General features: G+C 70.6%; 13 protein-coding genes and 1 tRNA gene. 2 read left to right on the top strand and 12 right to left on the bottom strand.

The window, feature by feature from the left end:
- Positions 1–5: 5 nt before the first annotated feature.
- The 11 genes from prfA to Saso_RS34575 all read right to left on the bottom strand — a co-directional run bounded on the left by prfA (position 6) and on the right by Saso_RS34575 (position 15,462).
- A complete protein-coding gene (gene prfA, locus Saso_RS34525) occupies positions 6–1,082 on the bottom strand; it encodes a peptide chain release factor 1 (protein ID WP_189919685.1) in 1,077 nt (358 codons plus the stop codon).
- A 108-nt stretch (positions 1,083–1,190) separates the two neighbouring features.
- Positions 1,191–1,415 (bottom strand): 50S ribosomal protein L31, encoded by a 225-nt coding sequence (gene rpmE / locus Saso_RS34530; protein WP_189919687.1) that lies wholly within the window; start codon positions 1,413–1,415, stop codon positions 1,191–1,193.
- Positions 1,416–1,565: 150 nt separating this feature from the next.
- Positions 1,566–2,705 carry an LCP family protein gene (locus tag Saso_RS34535; protein ID WP_189919689.1) on the bottom strand — a complete coding sequence of 380 codons (1,140 nt, stop codon included), beginning with the start codon at positions 2,703–2,705 and terminating at the stop codon, positions 1,566–1,568.
- A 169-nt stretch (positions 2,706–2,874) separates the two neighbouring features.
- Positions 2,875–4,680: a trypsin-like serine protease gene (locus tag Saso_RS34540; protein WP_189919691.1), complete on the bottom strand. Its 1,806-nt coding sequence runs from the start codon at positions 4,678–4,680 to the stop codon at positions 2,875–2,877.
- Between the two features lie 192 nt (positions 4,681–4,872).
- Positions 4,873–6,912: a transcription termination factor Rho gene (rho, locus tag Saso_RS34545; RefSeq protein WP_189919693.1), complete on the bottom strand. Its 2,040-nt coding sequence runs from the start codon at positions 6,910–6,912 to the stop codon at positions 4,873–4,875.
- A gap of 424 nt (positions 6,913–7,336) precedes the next feature.
- A complete protein-coding gene (gene thrB, locus Saso_RS34550; RefSeq protein WP_189919695.1) occupies positions 7,337–8,281 on the bottom strand; it encodes a homoserine kinase in 945 nt (314 codons plus the stop codon).
- Positions 8,282–9,640: 1,359 nt separating this feature from the next.
- Positions 9,641–10,699, bottom strand: a complete 1,059-nt coding sequence (gene thrC, locus Saso_RS34555) for a threonine synthase (RefSeq protein WP_189919696.1) — start codon at positions 10,697–10,699, stop codon at positions 9,641–9,643.
- A gap of 6 nt (positions 10,700–10,705) precedes the next feature.
- Positions 10,706–12,004 (bottom strand): homoserine dehydrogenase, encoded by a 1,299-nt coding sequence (locus Saso_RS34560; protein WP_189920489.1) that lies wholly within the window; start codon positions 12,002–12,004, stop codon positions 10,706–10,708.
- A 214-nt stretch (positions 12,005–12,218) separates the two neighbouring features.
- Positions 12,219–13,610: a diaminopimelate decarboxylase gene (gene lysA, locus Saso_RS34565; RefSeq protein ID WP_189919698.1), complete on the bottom strand. Its 1,392-nt coding sequence runs from the start codon at positions 13,608–13,610 to the stop codon at positions 12,219–12,221.
- 15 nt (positions 13,611–13,625) lie between these two features.
- A complete protein-coding gene (gene nrtL, locus Saso_RS34570) occupies positions 13,626–14,792 on the bottom strand; it encodes an ArgS-related anticodon-binding protein NrtL (protein ID WP_189919700.1) in 1,167 nt (388 codons plus the stop codon).
- Between the two features lie 184 nt (positions 14,793–14,976).
- Complete coding sequence (locus tag Saso_RS34575) at positions 14,977–15,462, bottom strand: response regulator (protein ID WP_189919702.1); 486 nt, start codon at positions 15,460–15,462, stop codon at positions 14,977–14,979.
- 96 nt (positions 15,463–15,558) lie between these two features.
- On the opposite strand from Saso_RS34575, the gene Saso_RS34580 reads away from it, so the two are divergent.
- Both Saso_RS34580 and Saso_RS34585 read left to right on the top strand, forming a co-directional pair.
- Positions 15,559–15,630 (top strand) — tRNA-Arg (locus Saso_RS34580).
- Between the two features lie 277 nt (positions 15,631–15,907).
- Entirely contained in the window at positions 15,908–16,540 is a 633-nt protein-coding gene (locus tag Saso_RS34585; RefSeq protein WP_229901159.1) for a hypothetical protein, read from the top strand.
- Between the two features lie 61 nt (positions 16,541–16,601).
- On the opposite strand, the gene Saso_RS34590 is transcribed toward Saso_RS34585, so the two are convergent.
- Complete coding sequence (locus tag Saso_RS34590; RefSeq protein WP_229901160.1) at positions 16,602–17,459, bottom strand: nuclease-related domain-containing protein; 858 nt, start codon at positions 17,457–17,459, stop codon at positions 16,602–16,604.
- Positions 17,460–17,538: the final 79 nt, after the last annotated feature.

Genomic DNA, 17,538 nt, shown 5'->3' on the forward strand with positions numbered 1-17,538 from the left:
AGCGTCTACGCGGCCGCGAGCTTGGCGGCCGAGTCCGCGTCGACGCAGGCCTGGATCACCGCGTCGAGGTCGCCGTCCAGGACCTGGTCCAGGTTGTACGACTTGAATCCCACGCGGTGGTCCGAGATGCGGTTCTCCGGGAAGTTGTACGTGCGGATCTTCTCGGAGCGGTCGACGGTGCGGACCTGGCTGCGGCGGGCGTCGGCGGCCTCCCGCTCCGCTTCCTCCTGCGCCGCCGCGAGCAGCCTGGAGCGCAGGATACGCATCGCCTGCTCCTTGTTCTGAAGCTGGCTCTTCTCGTTCTGGCAGGAGGCGACGACTCCGGTGGGAATGTGCGTGATGCGCACGGCGGAGTCGGTGGTGTTCACGGACTGCCCGCCGGGCCCGGAGGACCGGTAGACGTCGATGCGGAGGTCGTTGGCGTTGATCTCGACCTCGACCTCCTCGGCCTCCGGCGTCACCAGCACACCGGCCGCGGAGGTGTGGATCCGCCCCTGGGACTCCGTGGCGGGCACGCGCTGCACCCGGTGCACGCCGCCTTCGTACTTCAGGCGCGCCCAGACGCCCTGTCCGGGCTCGGTGGCGCCCTGTCCGCCCTTGGTCTTCACCGCGACCTGGACGTCCTTGTAGCCGCCCAGCTCGGACTCCGTCGAGTCGATGATCTCGGTCTTCCAGCCGACGCGCTCGGCGTACCGCAGGTACATGCGCAGCAGGTCGCCGGCGAACAGCGCCGACTCGTCGCCGCCCGCGCCCGCCTTGATCTCGAGGATGACGTCCTTGTCGTCGGACGGGTCGCGCGGCACGAGCAGCAGCCGCAGCTTCTCCGTCAGCTCCTCGCGCTGCTTCTCCAGCTCCTTGACCTCGGCGACGAAGTCGGGATCGTCGGCGGCGAACTCGCGCGCCGTCTCGATGTCGTCGCCCGTCTGCTTCCAGGAGCGGTACGTGCCGACGATGGGGGTCAGCTCGGCGTAGCGCTTGTTCAGCTTGCGCGCGTTGGCCTGGTCGCTGTGGACCGACGGGTCGGCGAGCTTCTTCTCCAGGTCGGCGTGCTCTCCGAGCAACTCCTCGACGGCCTCGAACATGGTGGGCTCCTGAATGACGAACGTGGGGGAAGGGCGGGCGACCAAAAACGCCGGTCCCGGCGTGCCCCTGGGCGGGGACACTGCCGTGGACCGGCGAAGAGGGGCTCGCTACTTCTTGGAGCCGGCAGCAGCCTTGCCGAAGCGGGCCTCGAAGCGGGCCACACGGCCACCGGTGTCGAGGATCTTCTGCTTGCCCGTGTAGAACGGGTGGCACTCGGAGCAGACGTCGGCGCGGATGGAACCGCTCTCGATCGTGCTGCGGGTGGTGAACGACGCGCCACAGGTGCAGCTGACCTGGGTCTCGACGTACTCGGGGTGGATGTCGCGCTTCAAGGTGTCTCCTAGTTTCGGGAGGGCGCCGGGTCGCTGCCGCGGGATACGGCAAACGTGAACCGGAGCCGACGTACCAGTCTGCCAGGACTGGCCGCATCCCCCAAAACCGGGGGGCGGGGCGATCTATTCCCCGGGGCCCCGACGAGCCCCTCAGGACGACGTCACGACCCCTGCCGCCTCGCCCGTGGCGGTGCCCTCGGTGGCCGCCTTCGGGATGGCCCGGTCGTTCTTCAGGGCCGTCCAGACCTGCTTGGCCTTCGCCTCGGCGACGATGACCCGGTTGAGGTTGGACGGGTCGTACCGGACCGGCATCGTGACCATGTTCATGTTGGCGGCGCTGATGCCCTTGAGCCCGTTCGCGAAGGACATCAGGGAGTTCAGCGAGCCGAGCCGGGAGTCGGCCGTGACGGCCTTGGTCGCGGTGTCGGCGAGGTCGTACAGCTTGGTGCCGCTCGTGAAGAGGCCGACGTGCTTGACCTGGTTGACGAGCGCCTTGACGAAGGCCTGCTGGAGCTGGATGCGGCCGAGGTCGGAGCCGTCGCCGACGCCGTGCCGGGTGCGGACCAGGCCGAGGGCCTGCTCGCCGGTGAGGGTGTGCGTGCCGGCCTTGAGCCGGAGGTGGCTGTCGGGGTCGTCGATCGCCTTGGTCGTGGTGACCCGGACGCCGCCGAGCTCGTCGATGAGCTTCTCGAAGCCGGAGAAGTCCACCTCGAGGTAATGGTCCATACGGATGCCGCTGATGGATTCGACCGTCTTCACGGCGCAGGCCGCGCCGCCCGTCGAGTACGCCGAGTTGAACATCACGCCGGAGGCCGCGTCGTGCGTGGTGCCGTGGGTGTCGGTGCAGGCGGGGCGGTCTATGAGCGTGTCGCGGGGTATGGAGACCACGCTGGCCTTCCTGTGGCCCTCGTACACGTGGATGACCATCGCGGTGTCCGAGCGGGCACTGCCGTCGTCCGTGCCGCCGCCGAGCTTCTTGTTGGTGCCGGAGCGGGTGTCCGAGCCGAGCACGAGGATGTTCTCGGAGCCGTTGTCGACCTTGGTCGGCCGGTCGGTGCCCAGGGCCTGGTCGATGTCGACGCTCTTGATGTTGCCGTTGAGCTTGAAGTAGAGGTAGCCGACGCCGGTGCCGCCCAGCACGAGGACACCCGCGGCTGTCCACGCTGCGATCAGCACCCCCTTGCGGCGGCCACGCTGTCTGCGGTGGCGCGGACCGTCGCTGCCGGTCGCCCCGCTCGTTGTGCCGGCGTCACCCGGGGTTCCGGGCTCCGGCGTGCTCTCGGCGGCCATGTGCTCCTCTGTTCTCGTACAACCTCACCATCGTCACTCCGCCAGGTCAGACGGGGAAACTCGGGACAGGGTTGCACAACGCGTCGTGCCCGGTCCGCGGTGGACCGGGCACGCTGCGTGACACGGGTGAGCGGGGTCTACCCCGGCTCACCTGCGCGTTCGGCCGGACTCAGCCGAACAGGTCGTACTGCTTGAAAGACGTCCCGAGTGAGACCCTTGTGGCAAAGATCGCACTGCTGGCCTTTCCGGTGCCCTTGTACAGATACAGGGTGCCCGCCGGGGTGCGCGCCAGCAGGTCGGCCAGACCGTCGCCGTTGACGTCGCCGACGGCCGCGATGACGTTGTACGTCGTGTTGCTCCAGGTGGCGACCTTGATGCGGGCCGCGAAGGCGGTGGCGGCGGTGCCGGTGCCCTTGTAGAGGTAGAGCGCGCCGGTGGCCTTGTCGCGGGCGATCAGGTCCGTCTTGCCGTCGAAGCTGAAGTCGCCGTGACCGCGCACGACGTTGTACGCGTTCCAGCCGGTGCCGTTCTTGACGGGCGCGGCGAAGGTGCCGTTGCCCTTGCCCGGGTAGACCCACATCGCGCCGGCCGAGTCCACGGCGATCAGGTCCGCGAGGTAGTCGCCCGTGACGTCACCGGGGGCGACGATCTGGGTGCGGGTCTTCCAGTTGTCGCCGATGAGCTTGGTCGCCCAGGTCCCGCTGGAGGCGACCCAGTGCTTCCAGAACACGTCGCCGTCCGAGGCGCGGCGCAGGATCAGGTCCTGGATGCCGTCCCGGTCCAGGTCGCTCTGCACGACGAGGTTGTAGGCGCTCATGGAGCCCCAGGAGTCGCCGCCGACCAGTGAGGTGCCCTTGGAGTACAGGTCGCGCGCGACCTTGGTGGAAGCGTTGCGCACCCACACGTCGGCGAGCTGGTCGTCGTTGAGATTGGCGTCGTCGAGGCGCGGGTAGGCGCTGGCGGCGTACGTGGAGATCTTGCTGAAGACGCTGTACGCGCCGCTCTCGACGCAGTCCTTCACACCCCAGGAGACGACGCCCACGATCCGGTTCTCGCCGGCCGCGTTCTTGACGATCAGCGGACCGCCGGAGTCGCCGTTGCAGGCGGTGGTGGTGCCGGTGTCGCTGCCGGTGGCGGGCGTGCCCGCGCAGACCATGTGGCCCTGGAGGTAGTCGGTGCCGTAGAAGCCCGAGCAGGTGGCGTTCGACTGGATCGGCAGCTGGGCCGTCTTCAGCGTCTCGGAGATGTCCTGCGTGGTGGAGGTGGTGCGGCCCCAGCCGTACAGCGTCGCCTTGGTGCCGGTGGCGTACGAGGCGCTGTCGGTGTTCGTGGTCATCTTGATCGGCGTGGCGGTGACCGGCGCGTCGAGCGTGAGCACGGCGATGTCGTTGTCCAGCGTCGTCGCGCTGTACGACGGGTGGTTCCACTGCCGCGCGACGAAGGTGCCGGTGCCGCCGTGCAGGTCGCCGCTGTCGGACAGCAGCTGCGTGCTGCCGGTGACGACGTAGCCGTGGCCGTACCAGTTGTAGCCCTTGACGCAGTGCGCGGCGGTGAGGATCTTCGTCGGCGAGACGACCGAGCCACCGCAGAAGAAGCCGATGTCGTCGGCGGTCGTGGTGGTGCCCCGGTCGTCCCCGTACCAGAGCTGGGCCATCCACGGCGCGTTGGTGATGCTCGCCGTCGTACCACCGATGATCTTCGGGTCGACCTTGCCGGTGCTGCTGCTCGCGCTCAGGGACGACTTGGCGGTCTCCCCCGGGACCTCGTCACCGTTCACGGCGACGTCGATGAGCTTGTGGAGCTCCTTGGCCGGCATCGTCCGCGCCGGCGCGGGCGACGGCGGCGTCTCGGCGGCCTCGGCCGGGGACAGGAACAGCGCACCGGCGATCGCGGCGGCCAGTCCGGCCGCGGCGACGGGCAGCGCGATCCGTATCCGGCGTCTGTGGCGACCGCCCCCCGACGTGGATGTGTCCACTCAAGTCCCCCCTAGGGATCGAGAAGTTCGAAGCAGTCTCGAAGAAGCAAGTCTCGAAGAAGTTCGATCTGAAGATTGCGTGAAGAGCGAGATCGTAACCCGCGGGTACGACACGACCGAGGGCCGCCCCCCGTGCGGGGAGCGGCCCTCGGTCGTGTGCGGCGCGAGCGCGCCGGACGCGGACGTCCGTCGTCAGTCGTTGTTGCCCGTCGACGGCGTCGTCTTCTGGATCTGCATCAGGAACTCGCCGTTCGACTTCGTCTGCTTCATCTTGTCGAGGAGCAGCTCGATCGCCTGCTGCTGGTCGAGCGCGTGCAGCACACGGCGCAGCTTCCAGGTGACCGCGAGCTCCTCGTTGCCGAGCAGGATCTCTTCCTTACGGGTACCGGACGCGTCGACGTCCACCGCGGGGAAGATGCGCTTGTCGGCGAGCTTGCGGTCGAGCTTGAGCTCCATGTTGCCGGTGCCCTTGAACTCCTCGAAGATTACCTCGTCCATGCGGGACCCGGTGTCCACGAGGGCGGTGGCGAGGATCGTGAGGGATCCGCCGTCCTCGATGTTGCGGGCCGCACCGAAGAAGCGCTTCGGCGGGTAGAGCGCGGTCGAGTCGACACCACCGGACAGGATGCGGCCGGAGGCCGGGGCGGCGAGGTTGTACGCACGGCCCAGACGGGTGATCGAGTCGAGCAGCACGACGACGTCGTGGCCCAGCTCGACCAGCCGCTTGGCGCGCTCGATGGCGAGCTCGGCGACCGTGGTGTGGTCCTCGGCCGGACGGTCGAAGGTCGAGGAGATGACCTCGCCCTTGACCGACCGCTGCATGTCGGTGACCTCTTCCGGACGCTCGTCGACCAGGACGACCATCAGGTGGCACTCGGGGTTGTTGTGCGTGATCGCGTTGGCGATCGCCTGCATGATCATGGTCTTGCCGGTCTTCGGCGGGGCCACGATCAAGCCGCGCTGGCCCTTGCCGATCGGCGACACGAGGTCGATGATGCGGGTCGTCAGCACGCCCGGGTCCGTCTCCAGACGGAGGCGGTCCTGCGGGTAGAGCGGCGTCAGCTTGTTGAACTCCGGGCGGCCGCGGCCGTGTTCGGGCGCCATGCCGTTGGTGGAGTCCAGACGGACCAGCGCGTTGAACTTCTCGCGGCGCTCGCCGTCCTTGGGCTGGCGGACCGCGCCGGTGACGTGGTCGCCCTTGCGCAGGCCGTTCTTGCGGACCTGGGCGAGCGAGACGTACACGTCGTTGGGGCCCGGCAGGTAACCCGACGTCCGGATGAAGGCGTAGTTGTCGAGGATGTCCAGGATGCCCGCGACGGGGATCAGGACGTCGTCGTCGGCGACCTGCGGCTCGGCGGCGCCGATCTCGTCACGCCCGCGACGGCCACGGCGGTCGCGGTAGCGGCCACGGCGGCCGCGGCGGCCGTCGCCGAACTCGTCGTCGTCCTGGGGGCCGTTGTCGCGCTGCTGGCGGTCCTGACGGCCGCCGCCCTGCTGCTGGCCCTGCTGGCCGCCGCGCTGCTGCTGGCCGCCCTGCTGGTCGTCGCCCTTGCGGCGGTCACCGCGGTCACCGCGCTCGCCACGCTCACCGCGGTCGCGGCCGCGCTCACGGCGGTCGCGGCGGCGGCCCTCGACGCCGTCGGCGTCACCCTTGGCCTCGCCCTGCGGCTGCGCCTGGCTCTCGGCCTGCGCGGGGGCGGACGTCTCGGTCTTCGCGGCGGTCTTCGCCTCGGCGACGACCGTCTCCGGGCTGCCCGCGTCGGCGGTGGCGCGACGGCGGCGGCGCTCGGCCGGCGCCTCGTTCCCGCCGGCCGGCTGGCCGGGGATCTCGATCTGCTGCTGGGCCACGGCCTGCTCGGCGGCGGCCTCGGCCTTGGCGGCGGGCGCCTTCTTCTCGGCGGCCTCGTCGCCCGTACGGGCCTTGGAGGTGGCGCGGCGCTTGGGCTTGGTCTCGGCGGCGTCACCGGCCGGGGCCGCGGCCTTGGGAGCGGCTCCGCCTCCCGCCTGCGCCTCCTTGATGACCTCGATCAGCTGGCTCTTGCGCATACGCGCCGTGCCCCTGATGCCGAGGCCGGATGCGACCTGCTGAAGCTCTGCCAGCACCATGCCGTCGAGGCCGGTACCGCGGCGCCGCCGGGAGCCGGCACCGGTGGCAGGCGCGGAGGCGTCCGTGGCGGGCGCGGCAGCGGTCTCCTCGACACGTGCGCCCATCAGATCGGTGGTGTCGCTCACGAAGGGTCCTTCCCTGGAGCGGACGTCGGCCTGTCTGGCTCGGCGACCGTTTGTGCTGTCCGACTTCGGTCCTTGCTGAGGCGAAGCCGGGGCGGTGGTCCGCCCAAAGCGGCGGAAGAGTGTTTGCTGGTGATGGCGCTACCGCGACGAGCCGTGGCACCCAGTGTCACGTGGCGTGGTCGCACCGATTCCGAAGCTCCCCCAGAGGGGGGATCCCCGTCTGTGGACCGCTCAGCGTCGCTGTACTGCGTACTGCCCAGATACGACGTACGGAACGCAGTGCGGCTTGGGGAGCTCCCGGAAGAATGTCTGTCCCGAAGGGGGACACGAAGCACCTCGCCATGGTGGGGTCGGGTGCAGACTTGAGGTTAACACTACCGGATCCAACAAACATTCCCCCTCTCGAAATCCGGCAACCGTGCCCTTAAATGTCGCCGGAGTGCGTGTCACCAGCGGGCGCGAGCGGCAGTACGCACGCGCCCTTCAGGTCCAGGGCCAGGCGGTTCGCGGCCCAGTCCGCGCCGGCCGAGGCCTCGATCTTGTCGGCCGTTCCCGCGTCGGCCAGGGCCATCACGGTGGGTCCGGCGCCGGAGATGACCGCGGGAATCCCGTCGGCGCGCAGCCTTTCCACCAGCGCGGCGCTCTCCGGCATGGCCGGCGCGCGGTACTCCTGGTGCAGCCGGTCCTCGGTCGCGGGCAGCAGCAGTTCGGGGCGGCGGGTGAGTGCCTCGACGAGCAGGGCGGCACGGCCCGCGTTGGCGGCGGCGTCGACGTGCGGGACGGAGCGCGGGAGCAGGCCGCGCGCGGTCTCGGTGAGGACCGGCTTCCCGGGCACGAAAACCACCGGAACGATGGAATCGGCGGGCTCCATCCTGATGGCCCGCGCGGCGCCCGCCTCCATCCAGGACAGGCTGAAACCGCCCAGCAGACAGGCCGCCACGTTGTCCGGGTGGCCCTCGATCTCGGTCGCGAGCTCGAGCAGGGCGGCGTCGTCGAGCTTGCTCTCGCCGCCTATCGTCACCGCGCGCGCGGCGACGATCCCGGCGCAGATGGCGGCCGAGGACGAGCCGAGGCCGCGGCCGTGCGGGATGCGGTTGGCGCAGACGATCTCCAGGCCGCGCGGCTGGCCGCCCAGGACGTCGAACGCGGTGCGCAGGGAACGGACGAGGAGGTGCTTCTCGTCGCGCGGCAGCGTCTCGCTGCCCTCCCCCGCGATGTCGATGTGCAGCCCGGAGTCGGCCACCCGGACGACTACGTCGTCGTAGAGCCCCAGCGCGAGACCGAAGGCGTCGAAGCCCGGGCCGAGGTTGGCGCTGGTGGCGGGAACGCGCACCCGGACGGGGGCGGCGCGGAAGGCGGGACCGGCCATCTCGCGATGACTCTCCTTGAGCTGCGGGACTGTCGAACGACATTCGACATGTACGGGCGGTGCGGGCGGTACGGGCGGCATCTGCGGGGGAACCCAGGATTCCGCGGAGACGACGCGGCGACGACGCGCCACTGAGGCATATGCGGCGGGCGGATTCGGTACAGCCTATCGAAGGAAGGTTCTGTGGCGACATAGGGCGCACGGGCGGCGCATGATGCGTGTCGCAAGCCCCTCGTGCACCCCCGCAGGGGAAAGCCCTTCCTCCGCGGCACCCGGCCCCCGACGACCACCGGTCCGCCCCCACGGAAGGCCCGACGACCACCGACACTCCGCGGACGCTCTCCGCGCACGCCGGGGGCGTCGGCAGGCTGCGGGTCTTCGCGCCCGTCGGGCTCCGGTACGACGGCCCGTCGACGCCCCGCAGCCGAAGGCACCGCCGGATCCGGACCACCGAACGACCGGCGGGACCCGACCGAGCACATACGACGCGCCGCACCTGCCCGACCGCGCACGTCGACTGCCGTCGGCCGGCCAGGCACGGGTGTCGCCGCCGGCCGACCCACACGGCTGGCGCCGCAGACCCGGCCACGCGCGGCTGCTGCCGCCAGCCCACCACGCGCGCCTGCTGCCGCAGACCGGCCGCACAGGACTGGCGCCGCCGGCCGACCACTCAGGGCTGTCGCCGCAGACCGGCCGCACACGGCTGTCGCCATCGGCCGGCCACACACGGCTGCTGCCGTCGGCCCGCCACGCAGGGCTGGCGCAGCAGACCCGCCGCACACGGCTGTCGCCGCCGGCCGACCACGCAAGGGGCCTGACATGCGGTTCACCGCGCAAGGCACGGGACCTGGCGTGTCGCCCACCGCGCAGGCACAGGACCTGACATGCGGCTTGCCTCGCAAGGAATGGTCCTCGCATGCAGCCCACCGCGTCGGGCTCGCCGCCCGCTGATGGCGGCCCCGGACGGCGGAACCCTCGCGGGCGAAGCGCCGGACGGCTCGCCGCCTGCGGCTGACCACCGGCGACGTGTCGCCCGCGACCGACGTCGTACGGCTTACCGCCCACCGGGCGACACGTGCGGCTCGCCGCGCGGGCTCGCCACTCGCGGCCGACCGATCCGGACTGCCGACCGATCCGGACGGCCAACCGGTCCGGGCGTCCGACCGATCCGGGCGACGGGTCGCGTCCGGCGGAGCACCCGGACGGCACGCCGGTGACGGCCCGCCGAAGGGGGCCGGCCCCGAAACGAGCCGCCGGGACTGCCCGGAAGCGGTCCGTCGGGCGCCGTCGGGCGGCCGTGACCGACCGCCCGGGACGACCGGCGGACCGCCGCCGGAGGCAACGCGCGCTGCGCGAGGCCTACGCGAGTCCGAGCCGCTCGGCCGCCGTCACCGCGTCGACCGGGACGGTGACCGGCTGCGGAGCGCCCGCGACGGCCCAGTCGGGGTCCTTCAGACCGTTGCCGGTGACGGTGCACACGATCTTCTGCCCCGGGTCGACCTTGCCCTGCTCGGCCGCCTTCAGCAGACCGGCCACGGACGCCGCGGACGCGGGCTCCACGAAGACGCCCTCCTGCGAGGCCAACAGCCGGTAGGCGCGCAGGATCTCACGGTCCGTCACCTCGTCGATGAAGCCGCCGGACTCCTCCTGCGCGGCCAGCGCGAACTTCCACGAGGCCGGGTTGCCGATACGGATCGCCGTGGCGATCGTCGACGGGTCCTTGACGACCTCACCGCGCACGATCGGCGCGCTGCCGGACGCCTGGAACCCCCACATGCGGGGCGCCCGCGAGGCGATCTTGTCGGCGGCGTACTCCTGGTACCCCTTCCAGTACGCGGTGATGTTGCCCGCGTTGCCGACCGGCAGGACATGGATGTCGGGGGCGTCGCCGAGCATGTCGACGATCTCGAACGCGGCCGTCTTCTGCCCCTCGATACGCACCGGGTTCACCGAATTGACCAGCGCCACCGGGTAGTTGTCGCTGAGCGCGCGGGCGAGCGTGAGGCAGTCGTCGAAGTTGCCGTCGACCTGGAGGATCTTCGCGCCGTGGATCAGCGCCTGCCCCATCTTGCCGAGCGCGATCTTGCCCTGCGGGACGAGCACGGCGGAGACCATCCCGGCCCGCACCGCGTAGGCGGCGGCGGAGGCCGAGGTGTTGCCGGTGGAGGCGCAGATGACGGCCTGCGCGCCCTCCTCCTTGGCCCGCGTGATGGCCATGGTCATGCCGCGGTCCTTGAAGGACCCCGTCGGGTTGGCGCCCTCCACCTTGAGGTGGACCTCGCAGCCCGTGCGCTCGGAGAGCACCTGCGCGGGGACGAGGGGCGTGCCGCCCTCACGGAGCGTCACGACCGGCGTGCTGTCGGATACCGGCAGCCGGTCCCGGTACTCCTCGATGATTCCGCGCCACTGGTGGGTCATTGCTGGTTACTCTCCTTCAACCCGCATGATGCTGGCGACACCCCGCACGGTGTCGAGCTTGCGCAGCGCCTCGACGGTCCCGGTGAGGGAGGCGTCGGACGCGCGATGGGTGACGACGACGAGGGAGGCCTCGCCGCTTCCGTCCAGTCGTCCCTGCTGGCGCACGGTATCGATGGACACTCCGTGCTCGGCGAAGACGGTGGCCACCTGGGCGAGAACGCCAGGCTTGTCCGCGACGTCGAGGCTGATGTGGTACCGCGTGACGACGTCGCCCATCGGCGACACCGGCAGCGCGGCGTACGCCGACTCGCCGGGCCCCGTCGCCCCGCTGAGCCGGTTGCGGCAGACGGCGACGAGGTCGCCGAGCACGGCGGAGGCGGTGGGAGCACCGCCGGCGCCGGGGCCGTAGAACATGAGCTGCCCGGCCGCGTCCGACTCCACGAAGACGGCGTTGTAGGCGCCGCGCACCGAGGCGAGCGGGTGGGTCAGCGGGATCATCGCGGGATGCACCCGCGCGGTCACCGAGCCGCCGTCGGCCGCGCGCTCGCAGATGGCGAGCAGCTTGATGGTGCAGCCCATCTCCCTGGCGGAGGCGAAGTCGGCGGCCGTCACCTCGGTCATGCCCTCGCGGTAGACGTCGTCGAGGCGCACGCGCGTGTGGAAGGCGATCCCGGCGAGGATGGCGGCCTTGGCGGCGGCGTCGAAGGCCTCGACGTCGGCGGTGGGGTCGGCCTCGGCGTACCCGAGGGCGGTGGCCTCGTCGAGGGCCTCCTGGTACCCGGCGCCGGAGGAGTCCATCTTGTCGAGGATGAAGTTGGTCGTGCCGTTGACGATCCCGAGCACGCGGTTGACCTTGTCCCCGGCGAGGGACTCGCGCAGCGGCCGGATCAGCGGGATGGCGCCGGCGACGGCGGCCTCGTAGTAGAGGTCCTCGCCGTGCTCCTCGGCGGCGGCGTGCAGCGCGGCGCCGTCCTGGGCGAGGAGCGCCTTGTTCGCGGAGACGACGGACGCGCCGTGCTCGAAGGCGGTGGTGATGAGCGTGCGCGCGGGCTCGATGCCCCCGATGACCTCGACGACGACGTCGATGTCGCCGCGTTTGACGAGGGCGGTCGCGTCGGTGGTGACGAGGGCGGGGTCGATGCCCTCACGGACCCTGGACGGCCGCCGCACCGCCACACCGGCGAGCTCGACGGGGGCCCCGATCCGCGCGGCGAGGTCGTCGGCGTGCGTCGTCATGATGCGCGCCACCTCTGAGCCGACCACTCCACAGCCCAGCAGCGCCACCTTCAGCGGACGCGTACGCATCATCCGACCTCGTTTCCTCATACCGTCTACGGTTGTTTCCGGTTGACCCAGTCTCACTCACCGGACCGGAGTTTCTATCCCTGGTCCGGATCGTGAGACATCTATTTCATTTTCGAGGGGGCACCCGACAGGAGATCTTGCGCCCTGCTCAGCAGGCCTCCGCGCGCTTCCGCGGGCCGTCGCGCGGCCCCGCCCACGGCCCCCTTCACGGCCGTCAGCCGACGTCCAGCCGCAGCAGGTCCTCCTCGGTCTCCCGCCGCACGATGACGCGCGACTCCCCCTCGCGCACGGCGACGACCGGCGGCCGCAGCACGTGGTTGTAGTTGCTGGCCATGGACCGGCAGTACGCACCCGTGGCGGGTACGGCGATCAGGTCACCCGGTGCCAGGTCCGAGGGCAGGAACGCGTCCTTCACGACGATGTCGCCGCTCTCGCAGTGCTTGCCGACGACCCGCGCGAGCATCGGCTCGGCGTCGGAGGTCCGGGAGACCAGCGCGACGCTGTACTCCGCGTCGTACAGCGCGGTGCGGATGTTGTCCGACATGCCGCCGTCGACGGAGACGTACGTCCGCAGCCCGTCGAGGCGCTTGATGGTGCCGACCTCGTAGAGGGTGAAGGCGGTCGGCCCGACGATGGCACGCCCCGGCTCCACGGAGATCCGCGGGGTGCGCAGCCGCGCCCCCTCGCACTCGCGCGTGACGATCTCGGTGAGCGCCTTGGCGATCTCGTGCGGCTCGCGGGGATCGTCGTCGCTGGTGTACGCGATGCCGAGGCCGCCGCCGAGGTCGATCTCGGGCAGCTCGACGCCGTGCTCGTCACGGATGTCCTTGAGCAGCCCCACCACCCGGTGCGCGGCGACCTCGAAGCCGGACATGTCGAAGATCTGCGACCCGATGTGGGAGTGAAGCCCGATGAGCTCCAGCCCGTCGAGCTGGAGGGCCCGCCGGACGGCCTCCGCAGCTTGCCCGCCCGCGAGCGGGATGCCGAACTTCTGGTCCTCGTGGGCGGTGGCGATGAACTCGTGCGTGTGCGCCTCGACGCCGACGGTGATGCGGATCTGGACGCGCTGGCGCCGGCCGAGGGACTGCGCGACATGGGAGACGCGCACGATCTCCTGGAACGAGTCGAGGACGATGCGTCCGACCCCGGCCTCGATGGCGCGCCGGATCTCGTCGACGGACTTGTTGTTGCCGTGGAACGCGATGCGGTCGGCGGGCATGCCGGCGGAGAGGGCGGTGGCGAGCTCGCCGCCCGAACAGACGTCGAGGTTGAGCCCCTCCTCGTGCAGCCACCGCACGACGGCGCGGGACAGGAACGCCTTCCCGGCGTAGAAGACGTCGGCGTCGGTCCCGAACGCGGTGCGCCAGGCGCGGGCCCGCTCGCGGAAGTCGGCCTCGTCCAGGATGTAGGCGGGGGTGCCGTGCTGCTCGGCGAGCGTGCCGACGCCGACGCCGCCCACGGTCAGCGCGCCGTCGGCGTCACGGCGGACGGTGTGCGCCCACACCTTCGGGTCGAGGGCGTTGAGATCGGCGGGCGGGGCGGAGTAGTGCCCCTCCGGAAGGACGTCGGCGTGACGGGGCCCGGCGGGGTGGGCTGAACGGCTCATCTTGGGCGTGCTCTTTCAGAGATGGTCGGGTGCGTCGATGCCGAGCAGGGACAGGCCGCCGGCCAGCACCGCCCCGGCGGCTTCGGCGAGCGCGAGCCGGGCACGGTGGGCGGCCAAGGGTTTCTCCTCACCACGAGGAAGGACGGCTGGAAACAGGGGGACGGCGGCGTCGGCCACGGCGACGAGATGCCGGGCCAGCCGATCGGGAGCACGCTGCGCCGCTACGGCGGCGAGGACACGGGGGTGGTCGGCGAGAGCCGCCTCGAGCTCCCGGACCCGCGCGGCGCCGACCCCCTGGGGGGAGCCGGCCGCACCCCGCGCCCCCTCCGCTCCTCGCGAGTCCTCCGCCTCCACCTCCGCCTCCGGGATGTCCAGGTCACCGAGACGGGCGGCGAACCCGAGGTCGGCGGCGTTCCGGCCGAGCGCCCGGACCCGCGCGTGGGCGTAACGGACCCGGAAGAGCGGATTGGCCTCCCGCTGGGAGAGGTGCTCGTCACCGATGCGGGGCCGGTCGTGGGCGGCCGGCTGGAGCAGCGCCCACCGCCCGGCGTCCCGCCCGAGCGCGACGGCGTCGAGCGCGGCGGGGTCGGATGTGGCGGGGACGGGTGCCGGAACGGGACGCACGTTGACGTCGAGGGGTGCGGGCGAATCGGGCGTGCCGTAGGCGTCCACCCGGGCGCCGAGCACCTCGGTCCATCCCGGCTCGGGCCGAGCCGCGCAACTGGTGCGGACGAGGACGCCCTGCGAACGCAGCACCCTGGCGACGGCGTCCATGACGACGACGGCCCGCACCTCATGGGGCGCATGGAGCTGCACGAGCTGCCCGGTGGGCCCGTCGGCGTGCCCGTACCGCGTCCCGGCGCGCAGGATCTCCCCCACGAGCGCCGCGGACACCTCGGCCCGGCGCAGGCTGATGTTCAGGAACCCCGGCCCGGTGACGACGACGTCCCGGACTCCGCTCGCCCCCAGCAGATACGGGCGCAGCACCTCGGCGACCCGCCGCGGCGGCTGCCCGGCCGGGCGCGCCAGCTGGAGGGCGATGGTGGTGGCGTAGTCCCCGCACCCCCCGGGCCCGGGAGCGGTGACCAGCGCCTGCCCCGGCACGACCACGCTGAGCTCCCCGTCGTCGACAGCACGACGCACCGCGCACAGCACGGTCCGGGAGAGCTCGACGGGAGTCACGGCACAAGCCTAGGGGAGGAGGGGGGTCCCCAGGCGACCCGATGGCCCAGAGGTCCGGGATGTGGACGGGGGGCCGCTGTGGGGGGGGGAGGGCGACACCCCGGGCACCCAGGCCACCCAGGCCACCCAGGGCGGCGAGACCTCGACACCTACGGATCCGGAGCCCGCCTCCCGCGCCCAGCTCCTACGCCTTCCCGGGCGCCATGCCCTCCCCGGCTCCGAGGACGGTCCCGAACCCGTCCCCGCGCTCCAGCAACCCACGTACGACGGTGACGAGTTCGGCTGGATCGAAGGGCTTGGCCAGGAACGCCTCGACGCCGACGTCGAGACCGGCCTCGACCTCGTGCTGCGTACAGGCGCTGATGACGACGAGGGGGAGCTCACGCGTACGCGGGTCGTCACGCAGCCGCGCGGCGGTCCGCAGCCCGTCCAGCCGGGGCATGACGACATCGAGGGTCACGAGATCGGGCTGGACCTGATGAACGACTTCCAGACACTCGACACCATCGGACGCGGTCACGACCTCGATGCCCTCCAGCTCGAGATTGACCCTGATCAGCTGCCGGATGACCTTGTTGTCGTCCACAACAAGCACCCGACCCGACGCGCCTGGCACCACTCGAGAGTAGATCCGGACCGGCCACCGCGTCCGGCTTTTCCCCACTTCCACCCCGGCCACGGCCCGGGAGGAAACCTGTTCATGAACACCCCGGACGAGCTGGTAGTGTTCTACCCGTCGCCGCGAGCAACACCTCGCAACCGACACGCCCCCGTAGCTCAGGGGATAGAGCAACGGCCTCCGGAGCCGTGTGCGCAGGTTCGAATCCTGCCGGGGGCACCTTGTACGAGGTGCCCAAAGACCCCGCCACCAGCGCTTTCGCTGAGGACGGGGTCTTGGCGTATGTGCAGGCGGATGCAGCCCGGAGCGACCATATGTCGGCGTCTGTGGACGAGGCGTGGACGGGATCTTGAGGCATTCCCGCAGGTGGCGCAGCGCATCGAAGTCGGGCAGCCGCGCCGCTCGCTATCGTCGTCCCGGTAGTGGACAACGTCGAGGGTGGGAAGACTGACGACCGCCGCCAGCGGGCAAATGATCGGACGAGGTGGGGGATCTCGTGGACGTGACCACGCTTGCAGTTGCGCTCATCGGCGTCGGAGGAACGTTGGGTGGAACCCTGGGTGGGGCATTGCTCAGCCAGCGCGTCACCCGGGAGCAGAACCAGCGCGCCGATCGTGAACGGACTGAGGACCGCCACGACCGAGCGCAGGAAGCCAGGCGGGATCTCTATGCCCGTTTGAATACCACGGCTCGCGCTTACCGGGTCGCTGCCCGAGACTCCGTCCGAGCTGCCGAGCGTGGTGAAACCGTCAAGCCAGCAGTCCTTGACACCGCCAGGGACGCTTGGTTGGAGCAATACTCTTCGGCACAGATGGCGCTGCCGAAGTATGTCCACGAGATTGTTTCGATCCTCAACAGGGCGCTCGGCGTCGGGTATTCCGTAGTCAAGCAGTTGCCGAACAGTCCTGACCCGGACGAGGCGTACAGCCGTGCCAAAGCTTGGTTCAGCGGTCCAATGTCCGACGGGGTATATCTGCTGCGGGTCACTCTGCGCCATGACCTCGGTGTCGAGGTCGAGCCCGACTTCGAACGCACCTGCACACGGATACTTGCCGCGCTCGATAGCGAGCGAAAAAACCTTGAACGCCTGCTCTCCTCCGAACAGGCCCAGGCGACCCGGCCTGCTTGACGGGCCAAGGAAACGACGAGGTCTCTGGGCATCACGCCACAGACCTCAAACACGAGCAAGGTCATGTCGCCGCCGGCGGGACCTGGCTCCAAGCCTGGCGATGGCGTGCGACGGTGTACACCTGCTCGACCTGCTCGACTGTCAGCACCCCTGAGAGCGGCGCCAGTGCCGCCACGTCACGCTCCCGGTACACGCGCACGCTGAGCTGCGTGGCAACCACCTTCAAATCAGTCACGCCCACGAAAACGAGCACCGGCTCCACTGGTACGGGAAATCCGCAGTATCGCTCAAGCACTCGGGCTACCCGCTTGGCCTCAGCCCTGCTCTTACGCGCATAGGGCGCCGGCTTTCCGTGATCCACCTTCACGGAGTCGTCGCCGACCCACACAGCCCTTTTGTGATGGTGTTTCGTATTGATGCTGAACACGCCACCGGGCCCGATCAGCAAATGGTCCACGTCCACCTTCTCAGCCAAGAGGATGGAATGCAGGACGCGCCAGCCGTGCCGCTCCAAGCGGTTCAGCTCGGCTCCCACCCGCTGCTCCCCCGCCAGACCCTTCCGCCAGGAGTCCCACTCGGCGGGGCGCCGCAGGAGCTGTAAGACGAATCGCTTGATCAGGCCTGGCCCGGATTTGTCGAGCAGAGACTCACCGGGACGGTTGGTGGACAGGTCGTCGGCCGCCGTCAGAGGCGGCAGCAGCGGGGGCCCCTCGGCCTTGGACGTCCTGGGCGTCCTCTGCGGCGCGACCGGTTCGGGGTTGTTCCGTAAGTGATCAGTCAGCACGGCCATCACGTCGTCGCGATACTCGGCGACCAGGACCGTGATCTCCCCCGTCTTCGCATCCGCCCAACCGACCGCCGTGCCTTCAGGCAGGTTCGCGTACAGGCGATCATGTCCGTACCGCTTCCAGCGCGTCACCCTCAGCTCCACGAGTCCCCCCTCGTCCGCCCTCGGCTCGAAGCATCGCAGCAGGTAAGGCTCAAGACGAGAGAGGCCC

Origin of the sequence: Streptomyces asoensis, assembly GCF_016860545.1 — a bacterium.
Taxonomy (GTDB): domain Bacteria; phylum Actinomycetota; class Actinomycetes; order Streptomycetales; family Streptomycetaceae; genus Streptomyces; species Streptomyces asoensis.

Excerpts from the sequence above, each read along its gene's own strand:
- prfA (WP_189919685.1), bottom strand. The coding sequence starts at position 1,082 with ATGTTCGAGGCCGTCGAGGAGTTGCTCGGAGAGCACGCCGACCTGGAG.
- thrC (WP_189919696.1), bottom strand. The coding sequence starts at position 10,699 with ATGACCCACCAGTGGCGCGGAATCATCGAGGAGTACCGGGACCGGCTG.
- lysA (WP_189919698.1), bottom strand. The coding sequence starts at position 13,610 with ATGAGCCGTTCAGCCCACCCCGCCGGGCCCCGTCACGCCGACGTCCTT.
- Saso_RS34560 (WP_189920489.1), bottom strand. The coding sequence starts at position 12,004 with ATGCGTACGCGTCCGCTGAAGGTGGCGCTGCTGGGCTGTGGAGTGGTC.
- Saso_RS34535 (WP_189919689.1), bottom strand. The coding sequence starts at position 2,705 with ATGGCCGCCGAGAGCACGCCGGAGCCCGGAACCCCGGGTGACGCCGGC.
- thrB (WP_189919695.1), bottom strand. The coding sequence starts at position 8,281 with ATGGCCGGTCCCGCCTTCCGCGCCGCCCCCGTCCGGGTGCGCGTTCCC.